23 protein-coding genes and 2 pseudogenes are annotated in these 26,770 nt (G+C 62.6%); 15 read left to right on the forward strand and 10 right to left on the reverse strand.

The window, feature by feature from the left end:
- Positions 1-51: 51 nt before the first annotated feature.
- Both CJ177_RS12115 and CJ177_RS12120 read left to right on the forward strand, forming a co-directional pair.
- The gene (locus CJ177_RS12115; protein ID WP_095867833.1) at positions 52-888 is read left to right on the forward strand and encodes an SDR family oxidoreductase; all 837 of its coding nucleotides are present in this window, start codon (positions 52-54) and stop codon (positions 886-888) included.
- 56 nt (positions 889-944) lie between these two features.
- Complete coding sequence (locus CJ177_RS12120) at positions 945-3,407, forward strand: CaiB/BaiF CoA-transferase family protein (RefSeq protein ID WP_095867834.1); 2,463 nt, start codon at positions 945-947, stop codon at positions 3,405-3,407.
- On the opposite strand, the gene CJ177_RS12125 is transcribed toward CJ177_RS12120, so the two are convergent.
- Positions 3,393-4,037: a TetR/AcrR family transcriptional regulator gene (locus CJ177_RS12125; protein WP_231913751.1), complete on the reverse strand. Its 645-nt coding sequence runs from the start codon at positions 4,035-4,037 to the stop codon at positions 3,393-3,395. The two genes, CJ177_RS12120 and CJ177_RS12125, sit on opposite strands and share 15 nt — an antisense overlap.
- 241 nt (positions 4,038-4,278) lie before the next feature.
- On the opposite strand from CJ177_RS12125, the gene CJ177_RS12130 reads away from it, so the two are divergent.
- The 7 genes and pseudogenes from CJ177_RS12130 to CJ177_RS49375 form a co-directional block, all read left to right on the forward strand.
- A complete protein-coding gene (locus CJ177_RS12130) occupies positions 4,279-5,403 on the forward strand; it encodes an amidohydrolase family protein (RefSeq protein ID WP_095867835.1) in 1,125 nt (374 codons plus the stop codon).
- Between the two features lie 4 nt (positions 5,404-5,407).
- The gene (locus CJ177_RS12135) at positions 5,408-6,619 is read left to right on the forward strand and encodes a thiolase (protein WP_061045541.1); all 1,212 of its coding nucleotides are present in this window, start codon (positions 5,408-5,410) and stop codon (positions 6,617-6,619) included.
- Complete coding sequence (locus CJ177_RS12140) at positions 6,616-7,059, forward strand: Zn-ribbon domain-containing OB-fold protein (protein WP_061045540.1); 444 nt, start codon at positions 6,616-6,618, stop codon at positions 7,057-7,059. Before CJ177_RS12135 ends, CJ177_RS12140 begins: the two co-directional genes overlap by 4 nt.
- A 3-nt stretch (positions 7,060-7,062) precedes the next feature.
- Entirely contained in the window at positions 7,063-7,278 is a 216-nt protein-coding gene (locus tag CJ177_RS12145; RefSeq protein WP_061045539.1) for a hypothetical protein, read from the forward strand.
- A gap of 179 nt (positions 7,279-7,457) precedes the next feature.
- Positions 7,458-8,126: a PaaI family thioesterase gene (locus tag CJ177_RS12150; RefSeq protein ID WP_257014492.1), complete on the forward strand. Its 669-nt coding sequence runs from the start codon at positions 7,458-7,460 to the stop codon at positions 8,124-8,126.
- A 149-nt stretch (positions 8,127-8,275) separates the two neighbouring features.
- A complete protein-coding gene (locus CJ177_RS12155) occupies positions 8,276-9,511 on the forward strand; it encodes an NAD(P)/FAD-dependent oxidoreductase (RefSeq protein WP_231913753.1) in 1,236 nt (411 codons plus the stop codon).
- Positions 9,512-9,623: 112 nt separating this feature from the next.
- Positions 9,624-10,207: pseudogene (locus tag CJ177_RS49375) on the forward strand (hypothetical protein); the annotation flags it as partial.
- 176 nt (positions 10,208-10,383) lie between these two features.
- Here the strand turns inward: CJ177_RS49375 and CJ177_RS12170 are convergent.
- From CJ177_RS12170 to CJ177_RS12215, 9 genes and pseudogenes are all read right to left on the reverse strand, one after another.
- Positions 10,384-10,714: pseudogene (locus CJ177_RS12170) on the reverse strand (transposase); the annotation flags it as partial.
- A gap of 584 nt (positions 10,715-11,298) precedes the next feature.
- A complete protein-coding gene (locus CJ177_RS12180) occupies positions 11,299-11,976 on the reverse strand; it encodes an MspA family porin (protein WP_061045536.1) in 678 nt (225 codons plus the stop codon).
- Between the two features lie 70 nt (positions 11,977-12,046).
- Entirely contained in the window at positions 12,047-12,730 is a 684-nt protein-coding gene (locus CJ177_RS12185; RefSeq protein ID WP_095867836.1) for an MspA family porin, read from the reverse strand.
- A gap of 281 nt (positions 12,731-13,011) precedes the next feature.
- Positions 13,012-13,992 (reverse strand): ABC transporter ATP-binding protein, encoded by a 981-nt coding sequence (locus tag CJ177_RS12190; protein WP_095867837.1) that lies wholly within the window; start codon positions 13,990-13,992, stop codon positions 13,012-13,014.
- On the reverse strand, positions 13,982-15,037 hold the full coding sequence (locus CJ177_RS12195) for an ABC transporter ATP-binding protein (protein ID WP_257014493.1): 1,056 nt from the start codon (positions 15,035-15,037) through the stop codon (positions 13,982-13,984). Before CJ177_RS12195 ends, CJ177_RS12190 begins: the two co-directional genes overlap by 11 nt.
- Before the next feature lie 13 nt (positions 15,038-15,050).
- Positions 15,051-16,613 (reverse strand): ABC transporter substrate-binding protein, encoded by a 1,563-nt coding sequence (locus CJ177_RS12200; protein ID WP_257014494.1) that lies wholly within the window; start codon positions 16,611-16,613, stop codon positions 15,051-15,053.
- A gap of 106 nt (positions 16,614-16,719) precedes the next feature.
- Complete coding sequence (locus CJ177_RS12205; RefSeq protein WP_218835103.1) at positions 16,720-18,288, reverse strand: ABC transporter substrate-binding protein; 1,569 nt, start codon at positions 18,286-18,288, stop codon at positions 16,720-16,722.
- Between the two features lie 55 nt (positions 18,289-18,343).
- On the reverse strand, positions 18,344-19,237 hold the full coding sequence (locus tag CJ177_RS12210; protein ID WP_061041217.1) for an ABC transporter permease: 894 nt from the start codon (positions 19,235-19,237) through the stop codon (positions 18,344-18,346).
- Positions 19,234-20,253 carry an ABC transporter permease gene (locus CJ177_RS12215; protein WP_257014495.1) on the reverse strand — a complete coding sequence of 340 codons (1,020 nt, stop codon included), beginning with the start codon at positions 20,251-20,253 and terminating at the stop codon, positions 19,234-19,236. Before CJ177_RS12215 ends, CJ177_RS12210 begins: the two co-directional genes overlap by 4 nt.
- Before the next feature lie 726 nt (positions 20,254-20,979).
- Here CJ177_RS12215 and CJ177_RS49380 point away from each other — a divergent pair.
- The 6 genes from CJ177_RS49380 to CJ177_RS12240 all read left to right on the forward strand — a co-directional run bounded on the left by CJ177_RS49380 (position 20,980) and on the right by CJ177_RS12240 (position 26,459).
- Positions 20,980-21,219 carry an MBL fold metallo-hydrolase gene (locus CJ177_RS49380; RefSeq protein ID WP_373560050.1) on the forward strand — a complete coding sequence of 80 codons (240 nt, stop codon included), beginning with the start codon at positions 20,980-20,982 and terminating at the stop codon, positions 21,217-21,219.
- Positions 21,105-21,563, forward strand: a complete 459-nt coding sequence (locus CJ177_RS48300) for a hypothetical protein (RefSeq protein ID WP_257014496.1) — start codon at positions 21,105-21,107, stop codon at positions 21,561-21,563. The genes CJ177_RS49380 and CJ177_RS48300 overlap by 115 nt, the downstream gene beginning before the upstream one ends.
- Positions 21,564-22,444: 881 nt before the next feature.
- Positions 22,445-22,618, forward strand: a complete 174-nt coding sequence (locus CJ177_RS47385) for a hypothetical protein (protein WP_179443214.1) — start codon at positions 22,445-22,447, stop codon at positions 22,616-22,618.
- 54 nt (positions 22,619-22,672) lie between these two features.
- A complete protein-coding gene (locus CJ177_RS12230; RefSeq protein WP_257014497.1) occupies positions 22,673-24,235 on the forward strand; it encodes an ABC transporter substrate-binding protein in 1,563 nt (520 codons plus the stop codon).
- Between the two features lie 748 nt (positions 24,236-24,983).
- A complete protein-coding gene (locus CJ177_RS12235) occupies positions 24,984-25,178 on the forward strand; it encodes a ferredoxin (RefSeq protein ID WP_061041861.1) in 195 nt (64 codons plus the stop codon).
- Between the two features lie 51 nt (positions 25,179-25,229).
- Positions 25,230-26,459 (forward strand): cytochrome P450, encoded by a 1,230-nt coding sequence (locus CJ177_RS12240; protein WP_061699478.1) that lies wholly within the window; start codon positions 25,230-25,232, stop codon positions 26,457-26,459.
- Positions 26,460-26,770: the final 311 nt, after the last annotated feature.

Below are 26,770 nucleotides of genomic sequence, written 5' to 3' on the forward strand. Positions count from 1 at the left end.
ACTCGGTCGGTAGAACGCTGATCGAGTTCAGTGAAGGTGAATGGAGGAACCATGGGGACTGGAGTCAGCGAGCGTCCCGATCTGCCCATCGCGTTGGTGATCGGCGGCGGCGGAATGGGTATGTCGACTGCGCGTCGCCTGGGCCAGTCGCACCGAATCGTCCTGGCGAGCCTGTCGGCGGACAAGAATCCGATTCGGGAGGCGGTGCTTCGCGAGGACGGCATCGACGTGACGGCGACGCAGTGTGACATCACCGATCCCGAATCTGTCACAGAACTCGGAAAATTCGTTGCGGAGCAGGGACGACTGCGTACCCTCGCACACGTGGCGGCACTGTCGCCGTCCGTCGGGGATTGGCACACGCTGCTGACGGTGAACCTCATCGGCGCAACGCACATCGAACGCATGTGCCTGGAGCTGGCGACGCAGAGCACCGCTGCGATCTTCGTGTCCTCACTTGCCGCTCATCGATCCGATCCGCCGACCGACGAGATCGTCTCGGTCCTGGACGATCCGCTGGCTCCGGACTTCTTCGACCGACTGGAAGCCCTGGTACCGGAGAAGCAGCCCGTTCAGGCGTACCGGCTGTCGAAGTTCGCGATCAACCGCATGTGCAGGCGCCGCGCGACCGCATGGGGCGCCAAGCGTGCACGCATCGTGTCGATGTCACCGGGTCTGATCGCCACTCCCATGGGCGCCAGGGAATTCTCCGGCCAAAGTGGCAAACTCAAGCTCGATCTGCTCCGGAACACGCCACTCGAGCGTGAGGGCACGATGGTCGAAACCGCCGATGCGATCGAGTTCCTCGCGTCGGACCGCGCATCCTTCATCACCGGCACGGATCTGCTGGTGGACGGCGGAACCCTGTCGGCGGTCCGGGCCGGCTGAACGAGCCTCGGTGGCCGTCGCTTCTGTCCAATCACGAAACAGCACAAAGGTGAATCATGACCGACTCAACTGACAGCACCAGACCTGCACCCCTTGCCGGCCTGGTCGTGGTCGATCTCTCCACGACGTTGGCCGGAGCCCAGGCCACCCAGTTTCTGGCGGACTCCGGTGCAGACGTCATTCTGGTGGAGGCGCCCGAGGGAAGCCCGATGCGGCAGGAGCCCGGTTGGCCGGGCCTGCTCCGGTCTCGGCGCAGCATCAGTCTCGACCTGGACGCCGGCGCGGATCTCGATGTGCTGGACGGTCTGTTGAGCCGGGCCGACGTCCTCGTCACCACGATGCGGCCTGCGGAGTTGGAGCGCCGCGGATTCACCGCGGAGGCGTTGGCCGCGCGGTACCCGCGCTTGGTCGCGGCGACGATCACGGGGTGGGGAACCCAGGGACCCTGGTCCAACTACAAGAGCTATGAAGCACTGGTCATGGCCAAGTGCGGAATCTTCCACTCCAAGCGGCAACTCGCGCCGGGGCCCGATCCCACATACGTTTCGGTGCCGTACGCGTCGTTCGGTGCAGCGCATTCCGCCGTGCAGGGAATCCTGGCGGCCCTGATCGAGCGTGAACAGAGCGGCCTGGGTCAGGTGGTCGAATCCAATTTGGTGACGGGTGTCGGTGCCTACGATCCGTACAACTGGTTTTACGAGATGATTCTTCACCGCTACCCGGACGCTTTCGAATCCCAGGTTGCGGCATTCGACGATCAGGGTCGCCCCCAATCCCGTTTGATGTTTGCACTACTCGTGGCCACGACGAAGGACGGGACGTGGTTGCAGTTCTCACAGAGCGCACCGCGGCTGCTGCAAGCGTGGGTGGAAGAGCTGGGTATGGCGGAGGAGCTGACCGATCCCAAATGGGCGGGTTTCCCGGTGCTTCCCGATGCGGATCTGCGCTTCGAGTGGTGGAACAAGATGATTTCGAAGGTCGGGGAACGGACTCTGGCCGAGTGGGAGAGTACGTTCGAGCGTAACCCCAATGTGGCAGCCGAACAGTTCCGGAGCCCCGACGAGGCGCTCGATCATCCACAGCTTGTGCACGAGAGACGAGTTGTCACCGTCGACGATCCCAACCTGGGGCCTGTGCGTCAGCCCTCAACTCTTGTGCATTCGGGCGGAAACCCGCTGACCGACGTGCGGCCCGCTCCCGGGATCGGTGAGCATTCCGATGAGTTGCGAGCGTTCGCGAGCTCTGCCCGTCCCGAGACGACTCCGGTCGATGGGAACGCGGACGGTGTCAAGAAGTACCCGCTCGAGGGGGTGACGGTGCTCGAGCTCGGAGCGATGTATGCCGGTCCCTACGGTGCAACCTTGCTCACGGACCTCGGTGCACGAGTGATCAAGATCGAACCCCTCGGCGGAGATCTGATCCGAGGAATCATGGCCTTTCCCGAGGCCGGCGGTGCGAAGGTGCTGCAAGGCAAAGAGAGTATCGCCATTGATCTCGGTACCGAAGAGGGCCGAGATGTGCTGCATCGCCTTGTGAAACAGTGCGATGCGGTACTCCAGTGCTTCCGCGCCGGCGCGTCCAGGAGGATCGGCTTCGACGAGGCGTCCTTGCGGAAGATCAATCCAGATCTGGTGTACCTCAACGCGGTCGGCTACGGCGTCGACGGGCCCTACGCTTCCCGGCCGGCTTACGCGCCATCGATGGGTGCGGCGTCAGGTGTGTCGGTCACCGATTCGCCGTTGGTCAGGCAGGGGCCGGAGGATCGTGAGGAGCTCCTGACCGGTGCACGCAGTCTCTACGCCGGGGGAACGGTTCCGGCGGTGCAAGCCGATGGTGTCGCCGCTCTGGGCACGGGATCCGCCTTGCTGCTGGGCATCTACGCGAAGCGGCGCGGGATCGTGCTGGCCGACCTCGTCACGACGATGTTGGCGAGTTGCACGCAGATCCTGATCTCGCGGAACACCAGCTATGCGGGCCGCCAGGCGGTAACGCGTGTGGACGACGAGTTCCGTGGTCTCGGCCCGCTCTACCGCATGTACCGGGCCGCTGACGGCTGGGTCTTCCTGGCAGCACCTGAACCCGACGAGTGGGCCCCGCTCGTCCGCGCACTCGCCGAGTACGACGGGATCAAAGACGAGCGGTTCGCAGATCCCGAGTCCCGGAGGGTGAACGGCGCAGCGTTGGTAGCCGCCCTGAGCAGTATTTTCGGCACGCGGAAGAAGGACCAGTGGGAGTCACTTCTGACGGCGCAGGATGTGGGCTGTGTGGCAGTCGCGCAGGAAACGGCGGAGTGGTGCATGCAGACGGACGACTTCCACAATGCCGGATACACGGCCACCGCTGTCAGCCCTGTGTTCGACGAGCATCGGCGGCTCGCACCGCTCAACAGCTTCTCTCGGTCCGACGTCAAGGCCGACGCGGGGTGCACTCTCGGCGAGCACACCGATGCCCTGCTGAACGAGATCGGCTATGGCGCCGCGCAGATCGCGGCGCTCAGGGACAAGTCAGTCGCGGTGTGATTCCATCGAACGGTGGTGGGTGCGTGGGACGGTCGCGTCGGTCTCCAGGAGACTGGAAGTTGTCGCTGAGACCGGGGCGGTCAGCATCCCCACCCACCCGTCCACGTAGTTGCTCAGCCGCGCCTCGCTGATGTGATGTTGTCGACGTGCGTGATCGCCGAGCATGTGCAGCACGCTGTTGTAGAGCTGGACCTCGCGGCCGCGTCGAACTCGATCAGGCATGTCGGCAACCACTTCGAGCGGTATCTGATTGAGGACGTCGACAGTTGTATCCTCGAGCTGCCTGGGCCAGTACTCACCATGCGAGCGAGGGTTCTCGTTCAGTTTGGCGAGGAAGGGCACAAACATCTCGCCGGACTCGATGCTTTCTACCAGTGGGCGGACTATGAGCCACACCGCGGTCCGGGGGTCACTGATGTTGTTCGCGGCACGAGCCTCCTCCAGCAATTCGGTTCGCCGCGCGTCGATGGTCTTGTACCGAAAGGCGATCAGTGCTCGAACGAGCCCGGCTTTCGATCCGAAGTGGTAGGCGATGACCGAAGAGTTCGACTGACCAGCTTGAATCTGGATCTCCCGCAAAGTGACTCCCTCCACGCCGTGCGACGCGAACAACCGCTCGGCCGATGTCATCAGCAGTTCTCGAGTTGCTTCACCTGTCGTGTGCCTGCGCCTGGTGCTGGTGGAAACGTTCTCGGGTGGCATGGACTGGCCTCTCCGCTGGTCGGTTGTGCAGGGTTCGTCGACGTGATTCTCCCTCGCTGCAAAGATAATAGACAAGTCTTAGAAAGTATGGACACTTCGCTAACTTAGTGAGATACTTGGTTGACCCCAACGCCGCGTGCAAGCGGCCTGAAGTTCGGAGGATTGCGCAATGCAGAAGATCTGGACCAACTCCGGCGATTCGCACTTTCTCGAACCGGCTGATCTGTGGACGGCCCGGTTGCCGAAGGCGCTCGCGGACTTGACGCCGATTTCCGAGAAGGATCCGGACGGTGAGTACGAGACTGTTCATGTGGACGGTCAGACGTTCCGTCGGAAGCTGCCGACTTCGGCGGCCGTCGACTTCCTGGCCGAGAGCCGGAAGGCGGTCGGAATCCGGGATGCGAAGGCTCGCCTCACCGACCTCGATCACGAAGGCGTGTGGGCCGAGGTCATCTTCCCGTCGCTCGGGATGTGGTCCTCGACGTTCCGGACGCCCGAGCTGCTCAAGGCGTGCATGCGGGCAAGCAATGAGTGGGCGTTGGAAGATCTTGTGTCCGTCTCAGATCGCTACGTGGTGACTGCACAGGTTTCGACACTGATCGTCGAAGACGCGGTTTCCGAACTCGAATGGGCGGCTGAGAACGGCTTCCATGCGGTCTTCCTGCCGACCACGCCGCACTCGAGTGCACCGGATTGGCACCGTTCTGAATGGGAACCGTTCTGGGACGCTGCGGAACGCGCTCGAATGGTTCTCGCTTTCCACATCGGCACGGATCCGGTGGACGTCACGTCCGGCGGTGCCGGTGTGGTGTACCGCGGACCCGGCGGTGCCGTGATGAACTACGCCGAGACGACCTTCTCCGGCCAGCGGGCCGCGATGAAACTGGTCGCGTCCGGTGCCCTGGATCGGCATCCCGACCTGCGCGTGCTGATCTCCGAGGGCGGTGCGACCTGGATTCCGTTCCTGGGCGATCGCATGCTCGAGGGGTACCGCCAGCACAGCATGGTGGTCCGTCCGAAGCTGAAGCGCGATCCGAAAGAAACCTTGATGGCGCAGGTCTACGCATCGTTCCAGCATGACGAGACAGCGGTCGCGGCTCACGATGCCATGGGCTACAAGAATGTGATGTTCGGCTCCGACTACCCCCACATGGAGGGCACGTTCGGGCATACCCAGGACACCCTCAAGCAGTTGTTCGACGGCGTCTCCGACGAGACTCGCCTGAGGATTACCCAGGGTGCGTTCTTCGAGCTGTTCCCGCACGTTCCGGCTGCTCCAGCCAGCGGGGTGTGAGTCGATGCTGAAGGATTCGGGAAGCCGTGACGTCGCGATCGTCGGTGTCGGAGCGACGCCCTACTACCGCAGGGGTGAATCGGCAGGCAAGAGCATCACTCAGCTTGCCGGCGAAGCCATCCTGGCAGCCTGTGACGATGCCGGAATCTCGGTCAAGGAGATCGACGGCTTCGCGTACTACTCGGGAGCCGGCGCCGGATACGGCGACAAGATGGAGACGGTCGACTTCATGGAGACCTTGGGAATCCCCGAGGTCCGATTCACCGCAACACTGACGGGTGGCGGCGGCGGCTCGGCCGGAGCTATCGGCCTCGCCCGTGCTGCGATCGTGGCCGGCGACGCGTCGGTCGTGGTGACGGTCATGGCGCTGCAACAGCAGCAGCAACGGCTCGGAACCGTGATCTCGGCCAAACCGCCCACCCCGCTTGGTTCTTTTGTACAGCCCTCCGGACTGGCGGGACCCGGACACCTGATGTCGGTGCTCGCACGCCGTCACATGTACGAGTTCGGTACTACCCGTGAAGCGTTCGCCGAGGTTGCGATCTCGACGCGCAACAACGCACTGAACAGGCCGAAGGCCATTCAGAAGACGCCGCTCACCCGCGAGGAGTATTTCAACGGGCGAATGATCGCGGAACCGCTCTGCGTGTACGACTTCTGTCTGGAGACCGAGGGTGCAATCGCGATCGTCACGACGTCGGCAGAACGCGCGCGTGACATGAAGCAGAAGCCGGTCCCGATCGTGTCGGCCGCTCACGGCGGATCACGGGACTGGGGTCGCGGATTCACGTGGTACGGCATGCCTGCGGACACCTTCACTTCCTCCGGCCACAGGTCAGTGGCAGACCGTCTGTACAAGCAGGCCGGGCTCACCGCGCAGGACATCGACGTTGCTCTGATCTACGACCATTTCACTCCGATGGTCGTGATGCAGCTCGAGGATTACGGCTTCTGTGAGAAGGGCGAGGGTGGCCCCTTCGTGGAGAGTGGTGCAATCCGCTACTCCCGTGAGAAGAAGAAGGGGGCGGTGGCCGTCAATCCCCATGGTGGACAACTGTCCGAGGCGTACATCATCGGAATGACCCATATTCTGGAGGGAGTCGAGCAAATGCGCGGGACTGCGATCAATCAGGTTGACGATGCCGAGTACGCGCTGGTCACCGGGGGGCCCGCGGCTCTTCCGATCAGCGGCCTCATCCTGGGGCGTGACCGATGACCGAATCACGCCTCGCCTCGGTGCTTCCGACCGAAAGGGTCAGAATCGCCACCGATGCCTCGACCGAGCCGTTCTGGCAGGCTGCGAAGCAGCGTCGGTTGGTGGCGCCCAAGTGCAGTGACTGCGGGACCTTTCGACTGCCTCCGACGCCGTTTTGCCCGGAGTGTCAGTCGACGTCGATGGACTGGGTGGATCTGTGCGGCCGAGCGACTGTCTACAGTTTCGCAGTCGTGCACAAGTTTCCCGGCCAACCGAACCTGACCCTGGTGCCGGCTGTCGTCGAGCTGCCCGATGCCCCGGGAACGCGGCTTGTCACGAACATCGTCGACATCGCACCCGAGAAGGTGCAGATCGGCATGAGTCTGACGGTCGACTTCCATCCCATTTCAGATGGTTGGCAGTTGCCCGTGTTCCGGGTTGATTCCGAAAGCGAGGTCTGACATATGGACGCCGACTACGACAGCGCACTCGAGGAAAAGCCACTCGAGTTCATGGCGAGCATCGCGAACACTGGTGGATCCTGCGATGGTCAGGGAATCATTCCCGACGGGGATCACTACACGTGCTGGTGCTCGTGCGGTGAGTGGAACGTCGAGGCGCCTGACCAGCATGAAGGTCTGCGTCTCGCGCGGCTTCACACGGGCAGCATTGCGGAGTGACGGCGACCGGCGTGGTCTGTTCGTCTTCGTCCTGAACTCGATTCGACCGGAGGGCAACGTCGTCACAATGCCGCTCGCCCGTGTGCTGGGACGCTGTTCCCCGCACACGGGCGAGCGGCCTGGGTTGGGAAAGGGAGTACGTGGTGGCACTTCAGGATTACACGCGAGATGTCGCTGAGATGAGCACAGCGATTCGTGATGACAGCGCGGGGCTCGGAATCGACATGCCCGAGCCGGAAAGTGTGCCGGTGCCCGACTCGTGGGCAGTGCTGGTGGCGCCCGGCGATGTGAACAACACCGCGTACGGCGAAATGGTCGGGCGATTGCGCGACTTCTTGGACTACGTCACTGCCGCTCGGCCGGACGCCGACACCGTGGCCGCACTGCGCGACGATCTGGAGCGGTGGGGCCAGCGGCTCGCGCCGATGGCCGTTCGGGAGCGGGATCAGGTGTTCGGTCACCTCCGGGATCTGCAGGGGCGGGGCCAGACGATGTCGCCGACCTTTGTCGTCAGGGAGGCCGACCGCGACAATGTTCGGGGCACGGTCCGATTCGGCCGCTATTTTCTCGGCGGCAACGGGGCGGTACACGGCGGTGCGATCCCGCTGTTCTTCGATGAGGTCCTGGGTCGGTTGGCAAACTCGGCGGGCCGACGACACTCCCGGACCGCATATCTGCACACCGACTACCGGTCGGTTACCCCGGTCGGTACCGAACTCACCGTGCACGGATGGTTCGTCAGTGAGGAAGGGCGCAAGCGAGTTCTGCGTGCCCAACTGCGCCACGGAGACGTGGTGTGCGCAGAGGCGGAAGGGCTGTTCGTCAGACTCAATCCCGGCCAGCCGTAGGACGTTCAACGCTCGTCGGCCAGTGCCCGCGGATTCGTAGCGAGCGTGGGTGTTGTAACAGCCTTCGCTGCCTCGGCTTTAATTGTTTGTAACGCTTGGTCTAATTTATCTGGTGATACACGCTATAGAGAGTTGATTGGGAGTCACGCATGAGGAATGGCGACAGTACACCGGGCGTCGGCACTCGTATGACGTCTCCGGATTCGGTGTTGGTGGTGGGCGGGTCAGCGGCAGGCCTCTCTACCGCGGAAGCGCTGCGGCGCAAGAATTACACCGGCAGAATCACTGTCCTGGGGGACGAGGCGCATGCGCCCTATGATCGTCCGCCCCTGTCCAAGCAGGTCCTCTCCGGGGCTTGGGAACCCGGCCGCGCAGCGTTGCGCACGGAAGAAGCCTTGAGTTCCCTGGGTGTTGACTTCATCCTTGGCGATTCGGCGGTCGGACTGGACACGGCCACCCTAACGGTGCGAACGGCAGCGGACCGAGATTTGCAGGCGGATGCGATCGTCATCGCCACGGGAGTGCGACCCCGAGCCTTGCCGGGGACGGAGGGGCTGGGCGGGGTACATGTGCTGCGCTCGCTCGAAGATACAATCGCCTTGCGCTCCGACCTGTTGACGGCTACTCGGCTGGTTGTCGTCGGCGAGGGCGTTCTCGGGTCCGAAATTGCCGCAACAGCGCGGGCACTGGGCATCGACGTGGTAATGACCGGGCCGCAGCCGGCGCCGATGGCGCTCCAGGTCGGTCCGATGGTGTCGGAACTGCTTACGGAATTGCACCAGGACCATGGGGTCCGACTACGCCTGGGCGTCAGCGTCGTCGGACTGACGGAAGCCAACGGACGTGTCACCGGCGTCCGACTGGGGACGGACGAGGTTCTACCAGCCGATGTGGTTGTGGTGGCGATCGGTGCGATCCCGACGACGGACTGGCTGACCGACAGCGGTTTGCGGCTGGACAACGGCGTGGTGTGCGACTCTCGCTGCCGCGCGGCAGACGGCATCTACGCCGTCGGTGACGTAGCCCGATGGCATCATGAGCGGCTCGGTGGACTTGTCCGCCTGGAGAACCGAACCAATGCCACTGAACAGGGCTTCGCAGTAGCCGGTTCCATCGTCGGGGAAGACGAACCCTACGTGCCCGTGCCGTACTTCTGGTCTGATCAGTTCGACGTGAAGATTCAGGTACACGGCTCACTCCCCGTAGATGCCGAGGTGGACATCGTCGACGGCGATCTGTCGGCTCGCCGGTTTGTCGCACGGTATCGCAAGGAGGGAATTGTCACCGGTATCCTCGGCTGGAACATGCCGAAGCAATCTCGCCTGCGCCGACAAGAAGTGGTCGAGGGCCTGGCTGCCGCCGTCCGCGTCGCGTCGATGATCTGATCTTCGATCGTGTTCAGTGAATCCCTATATGCAGCAACGATGTTGTCGCATATAGGGAGTTTCGGCCTCGGGACTGGTTAATGCTGCTGGCACTGTGCTCGACAGGTGGACGATACTTGTCGGATGGTCGTGTGATGTTGTCGCCTCTGAGTTGGAAGCGTTGTATGCGTGGATCTCCGGTCGGTTCGTCCGGTCGGAGCCGCGGACCCGGGTTCGGGATATGTTGCGGGATTGGTGGCGGGTCTGGAACGCAAGAACGGGTGGACCCTGGCCGAACGCGCCGGCGAGTTGAGCCCGGACGGATGTCGTCGACGATCAACACTGCGGTCACCGAGCCGTTCGAGCACTAGTCCCGGACCCATCGACGTCCAAGTCCGCCCGCCACAGCAACGTTGCGATTTCCTGAACAAGCGCACCCGCTCGAGCCTGGGTGCAACACCAGTACTCCGGCACCGCTTCCACGCCGCGGGGATCGGTGACGATGTGGAGTTCGGACCAAACTCGTGCTGGCACCGGGTCGTGTGGCGGGTCGAGGAAGGCTTCCAGCAGGCAACAACGAGGCCGGGCTCGATCAGTACCAGGTGCGCACCTACCGCGCCTGGGACGCCCACGCCACCCCGTCGATACTCGCCCTCGCCTGGCGGTCCAGGCACGAAAATCGAAGCGGTAAAGGGGGAATCGGAAACTCCGACAAGACATGATCGGATACTGGATGCCCGAGATCCGACGCCTACTCGTGCACCTCATCCTCCGACACGCCCCCCCGACGACCACGTCTGGTGCTGGTCACGCTGGCCACGATGCCGACAGTGTGAACGGGAGACCGATCGTGCCACTACCGAACCTTCGGACACGTCCCATGAGAGGTTGTCTCATGTGGGGAGTTTCTTGAAGCAAGTGAGTGCCGCGGGGAGGTGGAGGAATCCGGCGAAGTGCTCGGCGCGGCGTTCGTAGCGGATGGTCAGGCGTCGGTAGCCGGTGAGCCAGGCGATGGTGCGTTCGATCTTCCACCGGTACCGGCCCAGCCGGTCGTTGCTCTCGATTCCGCGGCGGGCGATGCGTGGGACAATTCCCTCTTCGCGCAGCCACCGGCGGTGCTTGTCGTAGTCGTAACCCTTGTCGGCGCGTGGCTTTCCTGGTTCTGCGGTGGCGCGGCCCACGTGGGGACTTCACCGCCGGGATCGCGGTGAACACCGGAATCAACGGTTCGACGATCTCCCACAAAGCATCCGGCACCAATCGCAGTGGCAACCAATCTAACACGCGTCACATAAGTCCCTCACGCCACTTCATCCACATGAGACACGCTCTGAACAGCTCTCGCCGCGTGTGACATGGGTGACAACGGGGACTGGGGAGCGACCGACCCTGTGGGCGTGCTGGAGTACGGGGCCCGATGCCTCTCTCCGGTCTGCAGTTCGGCGCGGGTCTGTCATGAACTTGGACGTCATGTGGATGTCGATGGTGTACGGAACGCTGCTGCGACAGTCGGAGGACGGCACACTCGAACCTTGGATGGCTGAGAGCGCCGAGGTACTGGATCCGCGCAGAGTGAGGACCACACTCCGTCGCGGAGTGATGTTCGCGAACGGGTCACTGGACTGGGCCTGGATTGATCTGTGTAGGAAGAACGCTTCCACGACTCGCGACGTACTTCCCAGGCGCTGACATCCCGGGGTTCAGATGGCGAACCCAGTTGGACGACACATAGCTCCTGATGAGGGGACAAACTATGTGTCGACCGGCTGGGTCCGCCATCCGTGGAATGCAAAGCTCGATCGGCAGACTTATCCGATACTGAAGGGCTGGCCCCAGAGGGTGATGCTGCTGGTCACGTTGTCGGTGTTGACGGCAACCTTGACGTAGCTGCGGGCCTGCGCGTAGCCGGCGCAACCGCTCACCCCGAGAGCGGAGTCGGTCCACCTGACGGATCCGGACTTGCCCTTGAACGAATTGGCGCCCGAGTGTACCTCAGCGCCATAAGCATCCTTCTTCTCGAGGTCGAGAAGGGTGACGTTCTTCGCCTGGCCGGGGCCGAGAGTGATTCCGGCACCGGTGGTTCCAGTGACCGGAATGGAGACGGTGCCGTCGTCGGCGACGGAAGGCGTCGAGCCCGCTTTTCCATTGGCGCTGGCGCCGAAGTCGACCTGGCAAGCCAGGATGTACCCCGGGGTGATGGTGGCACCCTTAGCTCCGGCACCGTCCAAGGTGACGGCGGCCTTGCCGTTTACCCAGACGTTGCGGTGCAATGGAGTCGACCCCAATGACGCCGAAATGTTCGCGCTCTCGTCCGTCAAGTTCACCGTCACCACGGTGCCGTCCGTCAGCGTCTTTGCTATCGAACCACCCGGCAGCGGGATGAACGTGTCGGCACTCGCGGCACCGACGGAGAAGAAGCCCATGGTCGCGACAGCAGCGGTTCCGACCGCGGCCAGACGCACACCGTTCTTAAGGTTGATGATCATTGTTCCCCTCTAAGGGTATATCTCGCGCACACGAGAAAGTGGGTGGGAAGATCTGCGTAAGAGACCGGAATCAGCCGATGCTGAACGGCGCACCGTACAGGCTGGTCTTCGAGTAGTCGTTGCCCACGATCTCTACGACGGTGTACGACCGAGCCTGCGCGAAACCGCCGCACTTCTGAACCTGCAGCTCCGCATCCTGGTACTCCAGCGTGTACACGCCGTCCTTCTTGATGTCCTTGGCCGCGAGCGGCACGTATTTGACCTCACCAGAGTTCAACGGAACCGTCAAGCCCGCACTCGTCGACAACGAATCCAAACCCAGACTGAACGACGGATTCGCAGACAGGCCGGTGATGTCCACCTGGCAACCCACGATGTACCCGGTCGACACCCGTGAAACACCATGCGTTGTCGACGCATTCGTACCGTTATAGCTTCCCTCGGTTTTGGCCGTACTGTTGGCGGCCGGAACGTCGGTCACCTCCTCGATGCCCTTGACATCAGCAGTCGCAGTTCCCGACACCCAGGCCACACGTCCTGCGCCATTGGCGGCCAACGACGTCGAGGACAGAGCGCTCTCCGCAGTGCGCGTCAACGTCACATTCGGCCCAACCTTCGAACCGTCAGGCAGCGGGATAAAGGTATCCGCAGCCGCCGCACCAGTAGACATCAAACCGAGTGCAACAGCCGCAGCAGCACCCAGGCCTGCAATACGGGCGCCACGGCGCAGGCCGGACTTGGGGGTCTTCATCATTCGTTCCCTCAGAACTTTCTCAAAGTCGTGATATCACACGAAGTTTCGGTGGTGTACTGATTCCGTTACCAACCGCGATGGCTAGCTTAAACTACGCCTGCGGGTGGCGATAGTCTAGACGGGACGTCGCCGCGTATCGGGTCGAAGTGGCTGTAGGTCAACTGTTTTGACGTGTGAATAACAACCGTCAGCGTTACTGCAACCAGGACTGCGGCTTCCATGCAGCTTCCTGGCTGGACGTGATGTGAAGGGATCATGCCGTATTGGGTGGCGTTGCCGTGCTAACTCGATGGGAAGTGGCAGGCCGCGTACTGGCCCGGACGGATCTCGCTCATCACGGGCTCCTCCTCTGCGCACTTTGCTTGTGCAGAGGGGCAACGTGACCTGAATCGGCAACCGGCCGGCGGGCGCAGGGGAGACGGGATGTCGCCTTGGAGGGCGGGACCTGCAAACCCCTTGTCGGGATCGGTCAACGGCACGGAATCGAGCAATGCTCGGGTATAGGGGTGTGCCGGCTTTTCGTAGACCTCGACGGCGTCGCCGAATTCACACACCTTACCGAGGTACATCACCAGTACGTTGTCGCTGACCGTTCGCACCACGCCCAGATCGTGGGCGATGAAGATGATCGTGAGATCGAACTCCTTCTTGAGATCCTCGAGGAGGTTCAGAATCTGAGCTTGCACCGATACGTCCAGGGCTGAGACCGGCTCGTCGCAAATCAGTAGGCGAGGATTGAGCGCGAGGGCCCGGCCGATGGCCAAGCGCTGGGCCTGCCCACCACTGAGTTGACGTGGCAGCATCGAGGAGAAGCGCTCGCTGGACAAGCCCACCTGCTCGAGCACCGTCTGCGATGCCTCGGACTGCTCCTCGGCGGAGGCACCCGCTATCGCGAGGCCCTCGGTGACGATGTCCTTGACAGCTCGACGTGGATTGAGTGATGCAACAGGATCCTGGAAGATCATCTGCATCTCTCGGCGTAGATCGCGCATACGCTTCTCGGGGAGCTCTTCGATCCATTTGTCGTCGTAGCGGATTCGTCCACCCGCTATGGGATCGAGGCGAAGTACGGCCCGGCCTGTCGTGGATTTGCCACACCCGGATTCACCGACGATGCCGAGTGTCTCGCCCTTCTTGACGTCGAAGCTGATACCTGCGACAGCTTTGAACGATCCGCCTTTCGTTCTGTATTCGACTGCAAGGTCCTGAACGCTGAGAAGAGTGTCTTCTCCGCGCAGATGCGCGGTTCCGCTACCGGCCACCGGGTGTACCTCCGACTGCTGAAAGAGATTGTGTTGATGCTGGATTCATGCAGGCGAACTGATGGTCCCTACCGACAGAGGTCATTGTCGGGCCCAGCTCCGTACATTCCGTGTCCGCCGCCTCGCAGCGGGGGGCGAACCGGCAACCTGCTGGTGGCTCGGTGGGGGACGGCAGTGAACCTGCAATCAAGTTCAACGGTGCATGGCGTTCGTGCTCGATCGTCGGCGTTGCACCGAGCAGTGCATGGGTGTACCGATGTCGGGGCGCGTTGAACACCTCCCTCGTCGATCCGACCTCGGCCAGTTTGCCTGCATACATGACCGCCACGCGGTCGGTGCGTCCTGCAACCACAGCAAGGTCGTGGCTGATGAGCATCAGCGACATTCCACGCTCGGTTTGCACCTTCCTCAAGAGATCCAGGATCTGCCGTTGGATCGTCACGTCGAGTGCGGTCGTCGGCTCGTCAGCGATGAGCAGGTCAGGCTCACATGCAAGTGCAATCGCAATCATCACGCGCTGGCGCATGCCGCCGGAGAGTTCGTGCGGATAGTTGCGCAGTCGTTGCTCGGGATCGGGAACTCCCACTTCTTGGAGGAGGGTGAGCGCGCGACCGTGCGCTTCGGAACGCGAAATACCGAGATGTCGCCGAATTCCCTCGGTGAGTTGGCGTTCGATACGGACCACGGGATTGAGGGACCGACCGGGGTCCTGAAACACCATCGCAATCTGTTTCCCCCAAACCTCCTCCCTGTCTTTCTGACCGAGTGTCAGGAGGTTGCGTCCCTGGAAGTACACCTCGCCGGTGAGGGAGGCCTGACTCGGCATCAATCCCATGATGGCGCGCGCCATCACCGACTTTCCCGAGCCGGACTCGCCCACGACTCCGAACGCCTCGGACGGCGCCACGTCGAAGGACACTCCGTCAACCGCCTGTACGACGCCGCGCGGCGAACCGATGTACGTATGAAGGTTGCGCACCTGAAGGACAGGGGTTTCAACCATCTTCTCACTGCCTTTCGGTGGGCAGAGCTGAGGCGCACTCATTGTCGTCTCCTCGTCACTTCTGGGTCCAGAGCGTCTCGGGGAGTACCGACCCCATTCCGTACTGCACGATTCCGCCGACATTGCCGTTTGCCATTACACCCGGTGCAGCACGGGTGTAAAAGATGAGCGGGTTCAACTCGGCAAGACGCTGCTGGACCACCTCGTACGCAGCCTTGCGCTCCGACTCGTCTTGGGAGGACAGACCCTTGTCCAGTGCCTCGTCCAGTTGCGGATCGGCGATGCCGCTGTAGTTTCCGGTAGAGGTGCTGTGGAGACCGAACCACAGGCGCGGCTCGGGATCACTGAACATCAGGCCCGCAACCAGGGCGTCGTAGTCCTTGTGCGCCATGATCTGCCCCAGCTGGGCAAGATCGATGGTGCGCACGTTGACCTTGATGTTGTTCAACGTGCTCAGCTGAGTCTGAATCGCCTCGCCCAGAGCCCTGTTCGACGGGTACAGCGAGATCGTGAATTCCAGCGGCTTGCCCTCTGCTGCCAGCTCGTCGAGGAGGCGCTGCGCCTCGGCCCGATCCTCGTCGGCGAGCGGGATGTCCTGGTAGAACGGCGAGGACTCGTCGAACAGGGTGCGCGGCAACTCCGCCGTGCCCTCGAACACCGCATTGTTGATTCCGTCGAGATCGAGTGCGAGCGCGAACGCCTTGCGGGCCCGCACGTCGTCGAACGGCGCCTTGGTGGTGTTCAAGGCCAGATCCGTACCGCCGCCGAGCGGAACGACCGCGTTCTGCAGTCCGGCGTCCTTCGCCTTCGCGATGTTCGACCAGATGCCCTCGAGGGCGAGATCGGCCCCACCGCTGACGAGGGTGTTGTACCGCTGATCGGCATCACCGATCGCACGGATCTCGAGCTTGTCCAGATACGGGCGCGGCGCATCGTAGTACTTGTCATTGCGGGTCAGCTTGATGACGTCCTGACGCGACCACTGCTCGAGCGTGTACGGTCCCGCACCGATCGGATTGGAGTCGATGGCCTGCTGGCCGGCCTGCAACGAGGCCGGGGAGGCAATCCAATTCATCGACGTTTCCACAATGGCGTTGGCGAAGTTCGGGACCGGGTCGACCAGGGTCACCTCGAGGGTGCGGTCGTCGACGACGCGGCTGCTCTCGATCAGCTTCGCCTGCGGGATGTCCGGTGAGGCGGTGGCGGGATCCTTGACGTGCTCCCAGCCGAACTTGACGGCTGCGGCGTTGAAGGGGGTGCCGTCGGAGAACTGGACGCCGTCACGGAGGGTGAGGGTGAATGTCTTGCCCGCGTCGTCGGTCGTGAGGCTCTCCGCCAGTTTGAAGTCGATCTCTCCGGTTTCGAGATCGTTGGTCATCAGGGTGCCGTATAGGGCATTGCCCAGAACTGGGGAGTTCGCCCACCAGTTCGTGATCTGCGCGGGGTCGAGGGTGCGCGGCTCCCACTGCTCGATGATCCGGCCGGTTCCGCCGCTGACCGGGTCCCCGGAAGGGCCGCCGGCGCTTGCCGAGTCGGTTGAGTTTCCGCTGCTACACGCGCTCAGCATGAGCATGGCGGCGGCAGCGCCGGCCAGAAGCGCACGTCTTTTCGAGATCACGGGGGGCCTTTCATTGGCTGAGGAGGTGAAAGAATCTGACACGGAGGGGTATCGGTCAGATCAGTCCAGCACGATGCGGTCGAACCGCACCCGAAGGAATGGGGGGTCAATCATGGGCCTGGATCCAGAGCATCTCGGGAAGTACCGACCCCATCCCGTACTGCTGAATTCCACCGACGTTGCCGTTGGCGATGACACCGGGCGCAGAACGGACATAGAAGATGACGGGATTCAATTCGACAAGACGCTGTTGGACCACCTCATACGCCGCTGTCCGTTCCGCTTCGTCCTGGGAAACCCGTGCTTCGTCCAGTGCCGCATCCATCTGCGCGTCCTTGACGCCGCTGTAGTTTCCTGCGGAGGCACCGTGAAGCCCGAACCACAGGCGTGGTTCCGGATCACCGAAAACGACAGCGTTCGTGATCACGTCGTAGTCCATCTGCCCGAGGATCTGCCCCACCTGGGCGAAATCGATGGTGCGCACGTTGACCTTGATGTTGTTCAACGTGCTCAGCTGCGTCTGTATCGCCTCACCCAAAGCCTTGCCCGACGGGTACAGCGACATCGTGAAATTCAGCGGCTTGCCCTCTGCTGCCAGCTCGTCGAGGAGGCGCTGCGCCTCGGCCCGATCCTCGTCGGCGAGCGGGATGTCCTGGTAGAACGGCGAGGACTCGTCGAACAGGGTGTGCGGCAACTTGGCGGTGCCGTCGTAGACCGCGTTGTTGATGCCGTCGAGATCGAGTGCGAGCGCGAACGCCTTTCGGGCCCGCGCGTCGTCGAACGGTGCCTTCGTGCTGTTCAGCACCAAGGTGGTGCCGCCGCCGGTCGGAACGACCGCGTTCTGCAGTCCGGCGTTCTTCGCCTTGTCGATGTTCGACCAGTTGCCTTCGAGGGTGAGGTCGGCGCCGCCGCTGACGAGGGTGTTGTATCGCTGATCGGCATCACCGATCGCACGGATCTCGAGCTTGTCCAGATACGGGCGCGGCGCATCGTAGTACTTGTCGTTGCGGGTGAGCTTGATGACGTCCTGACGTGACCACTGCTCCAGCGTGAACGGTCCGGCACCGATCGGATTGGAGTCGATGGCCTGCTGGCCGGCCTGCAACGACGCCGGGGAGGCAATCCAGTTCATCGACGTTTGCAGGATGGCGTTGGCGAAGTTCGGGACGGGTTCGACCAGGGTTACCTCGAGGGTGCGGTCGTCGAGGACGCGGCTGCTGTCGATCAACGATGCCTGGGGGATGTCCGGTGAGGCGGTTGCGCGGTCCTTGATGTGGTCCCAGCCGAACTTCACAGCTGCTGCGTTGAACGGGCTGCCGTCGGAGAACTGGACACCGTCACGGAGGGTGAGCGTGAAGGTCTTGCCGGCATCGGTGGACGAGAAATCCTGCGCCAGCTTGAAGTCGATGTCACCGGTTTCCGGATTGTCGATCATCAAGGTGCCGTACAGCGCGTTGCCCAACACCGGGGAGTTGGCCCAGGAGTTGGAGATGAGCGCCGGATCGAGGCTGCGGGGTTCGGCCTGTTCGATGATCAGGCCGGTTCCGCCGCTGACCGGGTCCCCGGAGGGGCCGCCGGCGCTTGCCGAGTCGGTTGAGTTTCCGCTGCTACACGCGCTCAGCATGAGCATGGCGGCGGCAGCGCCGGCCACGAGCGCACGTCTTTTCGAGATCACGGGGGACCTTTCGTGGTCCGGGGTGAAGAACATGACAAGAGGGATATCGGTCAGATCAGTCCTGCATAGTGCGGTCGAACCGCAGGCGCAGGTGATCGCCGACCTGGTTGAGGGCGAAGACGGTGAGGAAGATGACCATCGAAGGGACGAACACAATGTGCGGTGACGTTGCAATGGAGGACTTGCCATCGCTGATCATTCCGCCCCAACTGGGCTGCGGCGGCGGAAGACCCAGACCGAGGAAACTCAGTGATCCTTCGGCCACGATCAGCGCTGCAATCACGATGGGGAAGAATGCGCCCAGAGCGGGAAGCACGTTCGGCAGAATTTCCTTGAGCAGAATCCTGGAGTTACTTGCACCGAGATTCTTTGCTGCACGTACAAATTCGCGTGACGACCAGGAGATCGTCGTGGCGCGTGCCAGACGGATGAAGGACGGAACGGTGACGAGCGTCAGACCCACGAGAATCGTCTTGACGCTCGGGGTGAGGATCGAGGACAGGGCGAGCAACAGGATCAGGGGAGGGAAGGCCAGCATCGCGTCTGCGAGAAGTGAGATACCGGAATCCACCTTCCGGCCGAAGAAGCCGGCGATCATGCCGAGAGTCGTGCCGATCGCCAGCCCCGTAATGCCGGCCACCGTACCGACCACGAGTGACACCCGTGCTCCGTAGATGCAGCGCGAGAGAATGGACCGGCCGAAACTGTCGGTGCCGAGCAACAGGTCGATCGAGCCGAAGCTGGGAGAGAGTCGCGATTCACCAACGGGGGCAGCGTAATCGGCTATGGGTAGGAAGTTCGCAGTGAGGGCGAGGACGAGGACCATGGCCAACCAGAAGTAGGCTGACCAGACAATGACCGAACGTTTCTTCTTCTTGACACGAACGACCGGTTTGTGGACTTGTGCTTCGATGTCGGGGATGTGGTCCAGGGACGGGCTGATGGTCATGCGCGAACCGCCTTGCGAACTCGTGGATCAAGGAATCCGTAGCTGAAATCGACGATCATGTTGACGACGACATAGACGAGGGCAACGAAGACCACAATGCCTTGGACGGTGATCACGTCACGAAGCGTGATGGACGACGAAACCAACTGCCCGAGACCAGGAAGCCCGAAGAGGATCTCGACCACCACCGTTCCGCCGATGAGGCGGCCGAGACTGATGCCTGCAAGTGTTATCAACGAGAACGAGGAGGGGCGAAGCGCGTGCCGGAACATGACGTACGTCCGCGACATTCCCTTCGCACGGGCAGCGGACACGTAGTCCTCTCTCAGTGTGCTGACGAGGTCGGTGCGCAGAAGGCGTTGAAAGGTGGCGATCTCGACGAAGGCAATTGCGAGTGCGGGGAGGAACGCGCTTCGGAGGTTGTCGCCGAGTCCGTCTTCGATGCGAGACCAGCCGGATACGGGGAACCACCCCAGCTTCAATGCGAGGAAGTAGATCAGCACAGGGCCTGCGATGAAAGCGGGGATCGCGAGGAACACAGACGTGACGGCGCTGATGCCTCGGTCGGTCGAACTTCCCGCAGTAGCAGCGGCGACCACCGCCAGAACGATTGCGACCGCCAGGGCAATGAGCAACCCCAGGATCGCAAGCTCGAGGGTGACGGGAAGGCGATCCAGAATCGCCTGAGTGACGTCCTGGCCCGTCAACGGCGACGTGCCGAGATTGCCTTGCAGCGCCGAACCGAGCCAGTCGATGTATTGCCGCCACAGTGGCTGATCGAGGCCGAGCTTTGCGTTCAGTTCGGCGACTGCCTGCGGAGTGGAGTTTTCGCCTAGGATCACTTGTGCAGCGGATCCGGGAGCCAAACTGAGCAATGAGACGGCGGCTACCGTCACCAGTAAGAGGACGAGCAGACTTCGTCCGGCTCGTTTCGAAAGTGTGAGCACCATAGCGTTCGCCTTAGGCCCTTTCCATAGTGGTGCATGGAATGTCGTGTGATGTGCAGATGCGCGCACTGACCGTAGGTTTCGGCTGCGGTACGCGTGTTGTGGGTGCGTGTGGCCTCTCCGAGTCGCTCCGGATGGATGACTGCAGACCGTCAGGTGTTCCGCTTGCCGATGCGCGTGCGATCGAGGTGCAGCGCACGCGCATGTGCGTGCGCTGGTCTGTCGTTGCGCCAGGTCCTTCCTGAGGATCTCCGTTCACTAAGTATACTAAGTCTTAGAAGACAACTTGCAACCATCAATTTTTCGATGCGGGCGAGCCCGGGTGCCGATCGTGATCGGCAGGCCGGCGCCCGGTGTGGGTGAGGCGTTGCCTCGGTCCGCGGAGCCCGGCTGTTGCATGGTGTCGGAATCCGGTGTTTCGGGTTGTCTTTCGACAGGGCTTGTAGTTGATCGATCCTTGGCTGCAACAACATTGGCGCGGTAGTGTCCAACTGGCTCGCATCGAATGCTGCGGCCTGAGAAGCTCCTGGGCCCTCACCCTGCTGACAGGTGGAAACTATGTCGACGATCAGGGTGGGCAATGCTCTGATTGACCGTGTGGCGGAGCAGTCGCTACCGGTTTCACCCTGCCTGCTCACTGATGATCGCTCAATTGCCGCACGGCTTCCTGGGCGAGGAGTCGATGACCTTCCAGTGCCCGAGCCACAGTTGGGTGGTGAGAGTTGACGGTCTCACCGTGCTCGTCGATCCCGGTACCGGCAACAGCCGCGAGGGGCGGGGCCCTATTTCGATAGCCTGGACGGGCCGTTTCTGGAGCGACTTGCCCAGTCCGGGGTGTCGGTCGATGCCGTTGACGTCGTGTTCTGCACCCACCTTCATCACGATCATTGTGGCTGGAACACGGTGCAGATCGATGGTGCGTGGGTGCCGACAACGAGGTCAAGTCCAACACCTTTGACGAGTGCGTGCACCCGACCGTCGACGCGGTTCTGGCCACGGTGGTATCTGCACCGTATGCAATCTCGTCGAGTCTGACCATCGAACCTGCGCCGGGTCACACGATGGGTCACGCGTTGATGCATCTCGAGTCGGAAGGAATGTTCGCCTACTTCAGCGGAGATGCATTTCATCGTCCGGTCCAGCTGGCTCGACCGGAACTCCATCTGCCCGGATGCGGTGACTTGGCAACCACGATCGTCACCCGGCAGGATCTTGTGAGGCGGGCGCTGGACGAGGGCGCTTTCCTGTTCCCTGCCCATTTTCCCGCGCCGCACGACGGTCACCTGTCCGTCGACGGAGGCGAGGTGCGCTTGGTGCCCGGCGGTGCTCCGGACGCCGGCCACGAACAGGTCGCCGCCGGGTTCCGGAAGGCTGACTAGCCTGGGCCGCGGCTGACTGATCGCGTCAGGCTGGGTATTGCATCGCGGTCCGCCCGACGCTGTCGGGGAAGGCTGTCGCGAAGAGTCTTTCCGCCGTCATTCGACCGCGCGACCCCGATACGACCCGCTCCCGCGGGGCAGGCACCGGACAGATCGTCGGTGCCCGGGCAGCCGAGGAGGCGGAACCTCTGGAGCTGCCGAAGTCCACGGGCCACGCGGCATCGGCAGCGGCCGGGACGGCAAGGGCGACCGTGGCCGCAAGCGTGACGCCGATCCGGCGCCCCCGAGTGTTCTCGACGTGCCCGTGACGGTTCCAGGCGTTTCCTGACAGTTTTGGACACACGCGATCCCTTCTCGAGGTGAATTGGGCCATCCGCGGTGAAGGTGAATCCTGCGAGTTGGGTGATGCATGACATCCACCAATGGCCCCGCTGTGGCCTGGCCCAAAGCGAGCATAGGGACGCGGGATCAGGAAAGCGGCAGTGAAGGCAGTCAATATCTCGGGTGGCGCTTACCTATTCGGAACGTGTCAGCTCATCCTTGAAATCAAGAGGAGGGGGTGGGTGGCCTCGCGGCGCGGCTGCCCGATTTCGGCACTGCGTGGCGTCGACGTGCGCATGGCGGACTGTCTCGGAAGGTTAGCGATGATCGCCGGCCGTCGCGGGGTCGACAGGACTCGAGGCGTCGATCGAGCTGCCATTCCATACACCGGAATCGCCCGACGCGGCCTCGCGTCACAGTCTCTACGGTGAACTGCGAAAAGGTTAGTCTTGCCAACGCTGACCTAGCAAACTATGTTATCTAGGTAACAGAATGAAGGTACTCAAGCCGTCGTCTCGTTACGAGCGTGTGCCGGGATACCTCGGTCGCGAGGAGTGTTCATGCTGAAGGCGCGGTTCACTGCAGCAGTCGGCGTCGAGTTCCCCGTCGTGCGAGCCGGCGTGATGCCCCGGGGCCGCGTGCGACTCGCCGGCCGATTCCTCGCCGTCTTCGCCCTCAACCAGGTCGGCGATCACCTGCCTGCGGTTCGACCGCAGTATGCAGGTCTGATCTGACCGAAACCTCCTCTGTGTCAGATTCTTTCACCCTCGAACGACGAAAGGTCCCCCGTGATCTCGAAAAGACGTGCGCTCGTGGCCGGCGCTGCCGCCGCCATGCTCATGCTGAGCGCGTGTAGCAGCGGAAACTCAACCGACTCGGCAAGCGCCGGCGGCCCCTCCGGGGACCCGGTCAGCGGCGGAACCGGCCTGATCATCGAACAGGCCGAACCCCGCAGCCTCGATCCGGCGCTCATCTCCAACTCCTGGGCCAACTCCCCGGTGTTGGGCAACGCGCTGTACGGCACCTTGATGATCGACAATCCGGAAACCGGTGACATCGACTTCAAGCTGGCGGAGGATTTCTCGTCCACCGATGCCGGCAAGACCTTCACGCTCACCCTCCGTGACGGTGTCCAGTTCTCCGACGGCAGCCCGTTCAACGCAGCAGCTGTGAAGTTCGGCTGGGACCGCATCAAGGACCGCGCAACCGCCTCACCGGACATCACGCAGGCATCGTTGATCGACAGCAGCCGCGTCCTCGACGACCGCACCCTCGAGGTAACCCTGGTCGAACCCGTCCCGAACTTCGCCAACGCCATCCTTCAGACGGGGATGAACTGGATTGCCTCCCCGGCGTCGTTGCAGGCCGGCCAGCAGGCCATCGACTCCAATCCGATCGGTGCCGGACCGTTCACGCTCGAGCAGTGGTCACGTCAGGACGTCATCAAGCTCACCCGCAACGACAAGTACTACGATGCGCCGCGCCCGTATCTGGACAAGCTCGAGATCCGTGCGATCGGTGATGCCGATCAGCGATACAACACCCTCGTCAGCGGCGGCGCCGACCTCGCCCTCGAGGGCGTGTGGTCGAACATCGACAAGGCGAAGAACGCCGGGTTGCAGAATGCGGTCGTTCCGCTCGGCGGCGGCACCACCTTGGTGCTGAACAGCACGAAGGCACCGTTCGACGACGCGCGGGCCCGAAAGGCGTTCGCGCTCGCACTCGATCTCGACGGCATCAACAACGCGGTCTACGACGGCACCGCCAAGTTGCCGCACACCCTGTTCGACGAGTCCTCGCCGTTCTACCAGGACATCCCGCTCGCCGACGAGGATCGGGCCGAGGCGCAGCGCCTCCTCGACGAGCTGGCAGCAGAGGGCAAGCCGCTGAATTTCACGATGTCGCTGTACCCGTCGGGCAAGGCTTTGGGCGAGGCGATACAGACGCAGCTCAGTACGTTGAACAACGTCAAGGTTGATGTTCGGACGATCGATCTCGCCCAGGTGGGGCAAATCATGGCCAAGAAGGACTACGACACTTTGGTGAGCACAGTAGCCTTCTCTGATCCCGAACCGCGCCTGTGGTCCTCGCTCCACAGCGACTCCGCCGGCAACACCAGTGGCATCAAGGATCCCGAGATGGACGCAGCGTTGGAGGCGGGTCGCATGGCCACCGATCCGGCGGAACGTACAGCGGCGTACGAGACTGTTCAGAAGCGCCTCGTCGAACTCAACCCCGTCATCTTCTACACCCGCGCGGCCCCTGGTGTCATCGCCAACGGCAACGTCGGTGGAATTCGGCAGTACGGGATGGGGTCGGTGCTCCCCGAGGCGCTCTGGATTCAGAAGTAGGAAGAGGCAAATCGCGCACCGGTCCTGAATCCTCGCAAGACGTATGACGGATCGCCATCTTCGCGACCGACGGTCCGGGCCACTCGCCCGGACCGTCGGCTTCGGGCATTCCGAGTGCAATGACGGACAGTGAGCGCTGTTCGAAGCGCCACTGCAGACCATCGGTGCGGTCGAGAATCCTCGTACCGGTCAGACTGACGGTCTCGTCCGTGGGACCGTGGGTCCGTGGGCAGTGGAGAGGAGCATGTGGCTCCTTGGTCTTGTTCAGTCATGACGAGATGGCATGATTCGCTGGAATCTATTACTGCACTTGACTAGTCGGATTCGGTCCGGCGTGTGAAACTTTCCGTCCGCGCAGATCGGCGCGCCGGCGCTCGGCCGTTCTGCGGCGTCGAAGGGCGGTGTCATCGGCTGGACCAAGGCGCTTGCCGTCGAGTTCGCGGCGAGGGGATCACGGTGAACAACGTCGCGGCGTCAGCGGCGGTCGCTACCTCGTCTGAGATCAACCTTCGGTTACAGGTCCTGATCGAACCAAAAGCTCGGGCAACGGGCTGTTGATTTGAATGACCGGTCGAGATATGTTTGCAGTCACATTCCGTACGGCAAGGATGTCGGAGTTGAGTCGCTCTCGACTGCCGGAAGTCCACTTCCACAGGCAAGGCCACGCCTGTGGAAACAGTTGCGTATGGGATAGCGGAGATCGCCGCGCTCGCAACTCTCGATTGGCCGAAAGATCACGAGGAGAGACATGAAGATTGTCATTGACGAGGAGAAGTGCGTCGCTGCCGGACAGTGTGTCAGTGCAGCGGGGGAGGTGTTCGACCAGCGTGACGAGGACGGAATCGTCGTGCTGCTGAACCCGTCTCCGCCGGCAGAGTTAATGGATGACGTCCGCCGGGCAGCGGCGGTGTGTCCGGCTCTCGCCATTGTCATCGAGGAATAGCCCGCGACTCCGCGATCGCCATGCGTAGAAGACGACAGATAGAGGACGCACATGAATGAGACCGCCAAGGCTGCGGAGATTGTCGAATTTCCGATGGCCAGGTCGGGGGAGTGCCCGTTTGCGCCGCCTCCGGGGATGCTCGAGCTGCACAAGGAAGACAAGCCGATTCGTCGGGTCAGGACCTGGGACGGCAATACTCCCTGGCTCGTGACCGGTCATGCAGCGGCGCGCGAGATCTTGACCGACCCCCGGGTGAGCTCGAACGTATGGCGCCCGGGATACCCGCACACGACGGTGGCCATGCAGGCACATGCCGGCCAGTCGCTTCCGTCGATCAACAACACCGACGGCCCCGACCACGCCCACTGGCGGCGGATGCTGACGAGTTCGTTCACCCGTCGCCGGATGGAGAAGCTCAGGCCTGCGATTCAGCAGATCACCGACGACCTCATCGACCAGATGCTGGCCGGCCCCAACCCGACCGAACTGAACGAGGCACTGTCGCTGCCGCTGCCGTCACTGATGATCTGCGAACTCCTCGGGGTACCGTACGCGGACCACGACTTCTTCCAGGAGCACGCCGGTGTCACCAACGCACTGAACAAGACACCGGAACAATCCGCCGAGACTTCCGCAACACTTCGTCGATACATCGCGGGTCTCATCGATGCGAAGATGGCGAATCCGGTCGAGGACGTCCTGTCCGACCTGGGGACTCGCGTGAAGGACGGCGAGCTGACGCTCGACGAGGCCTCTCGCCTCGGACACATTCTGCTCGTCGCCGGCCATGACACCAGCGCCAACATGATCACCCTGGGCACGGGTTTGCTGTTGCAGAACGATGAGCAGCTCGCGTTGCTTCGTGAGCGGTCCGATGATTCGAAATTCGTGGCAAATGCTGTCGAGGAACTGTTGCGATACTTGACCATTCCGCACCTGATGGCGAAGCGAGCGGTGATCGACGACATCGAGTTCGAAGGCGAGACCATCCGGGCGGGCGAGGGGCTGATCGTCTCCCTTCCCGCAGGGAACTGGGATCCAGAGGCGTTCCCCCACCCCGAGAAGGTGGATCTGGCCCGTCCGGCGGCGCACCACATCACCTTTGGGTGGGGCCCGCACCAGTGCATCGGACAGCAGCTGGCACGCATCGAGCTGCACGTCGTCTTCAGCACGCTCTTCCGTCGCATTCCGACACTGCAGCTTGCCTGCGACTTCTCCGAGCTGAAGTTCAAGGAGGACTCGCAGGCCTACGGGATCTACGAGCTTCCGGTGGCCTGGTAGTTGTCGAAAGACATTTCGCCGCTGCGGGTGCGTACCGGTGAGGTCATCGTCACGGATCTGGTGTCGAGCTTGGGGATTCCGTGAATTTTGCCACTGCCCTGACGCCGGGTGATCCGCGGGATGTGGGATGACTGCGAGTAGCGACGAGAGGGCAATGTTGATGAGTGCGTTGGATGCTGTCACCTCCGTTGATGTGCAGAAGTGGAACCAGATGTTCGAGGAACTCGCCGTGCAGCTTTCTGCTCGACCCGGGTGGCCGGCCGATGCTGCGTGAGGCGATGAGCGAGGTCCTGGATTCGACGTACGCGCGG

It is taken from the genome of Rhodococcus sp. ACPA1 (genome assembly GCF_002300195.1).
GTDB lineage: Bacteria > Actinomycetota > Actinomycetes > Mycobacteriales > Mycobacteriaceae > Rhodococcus_F > Rhodococcus_F opacus.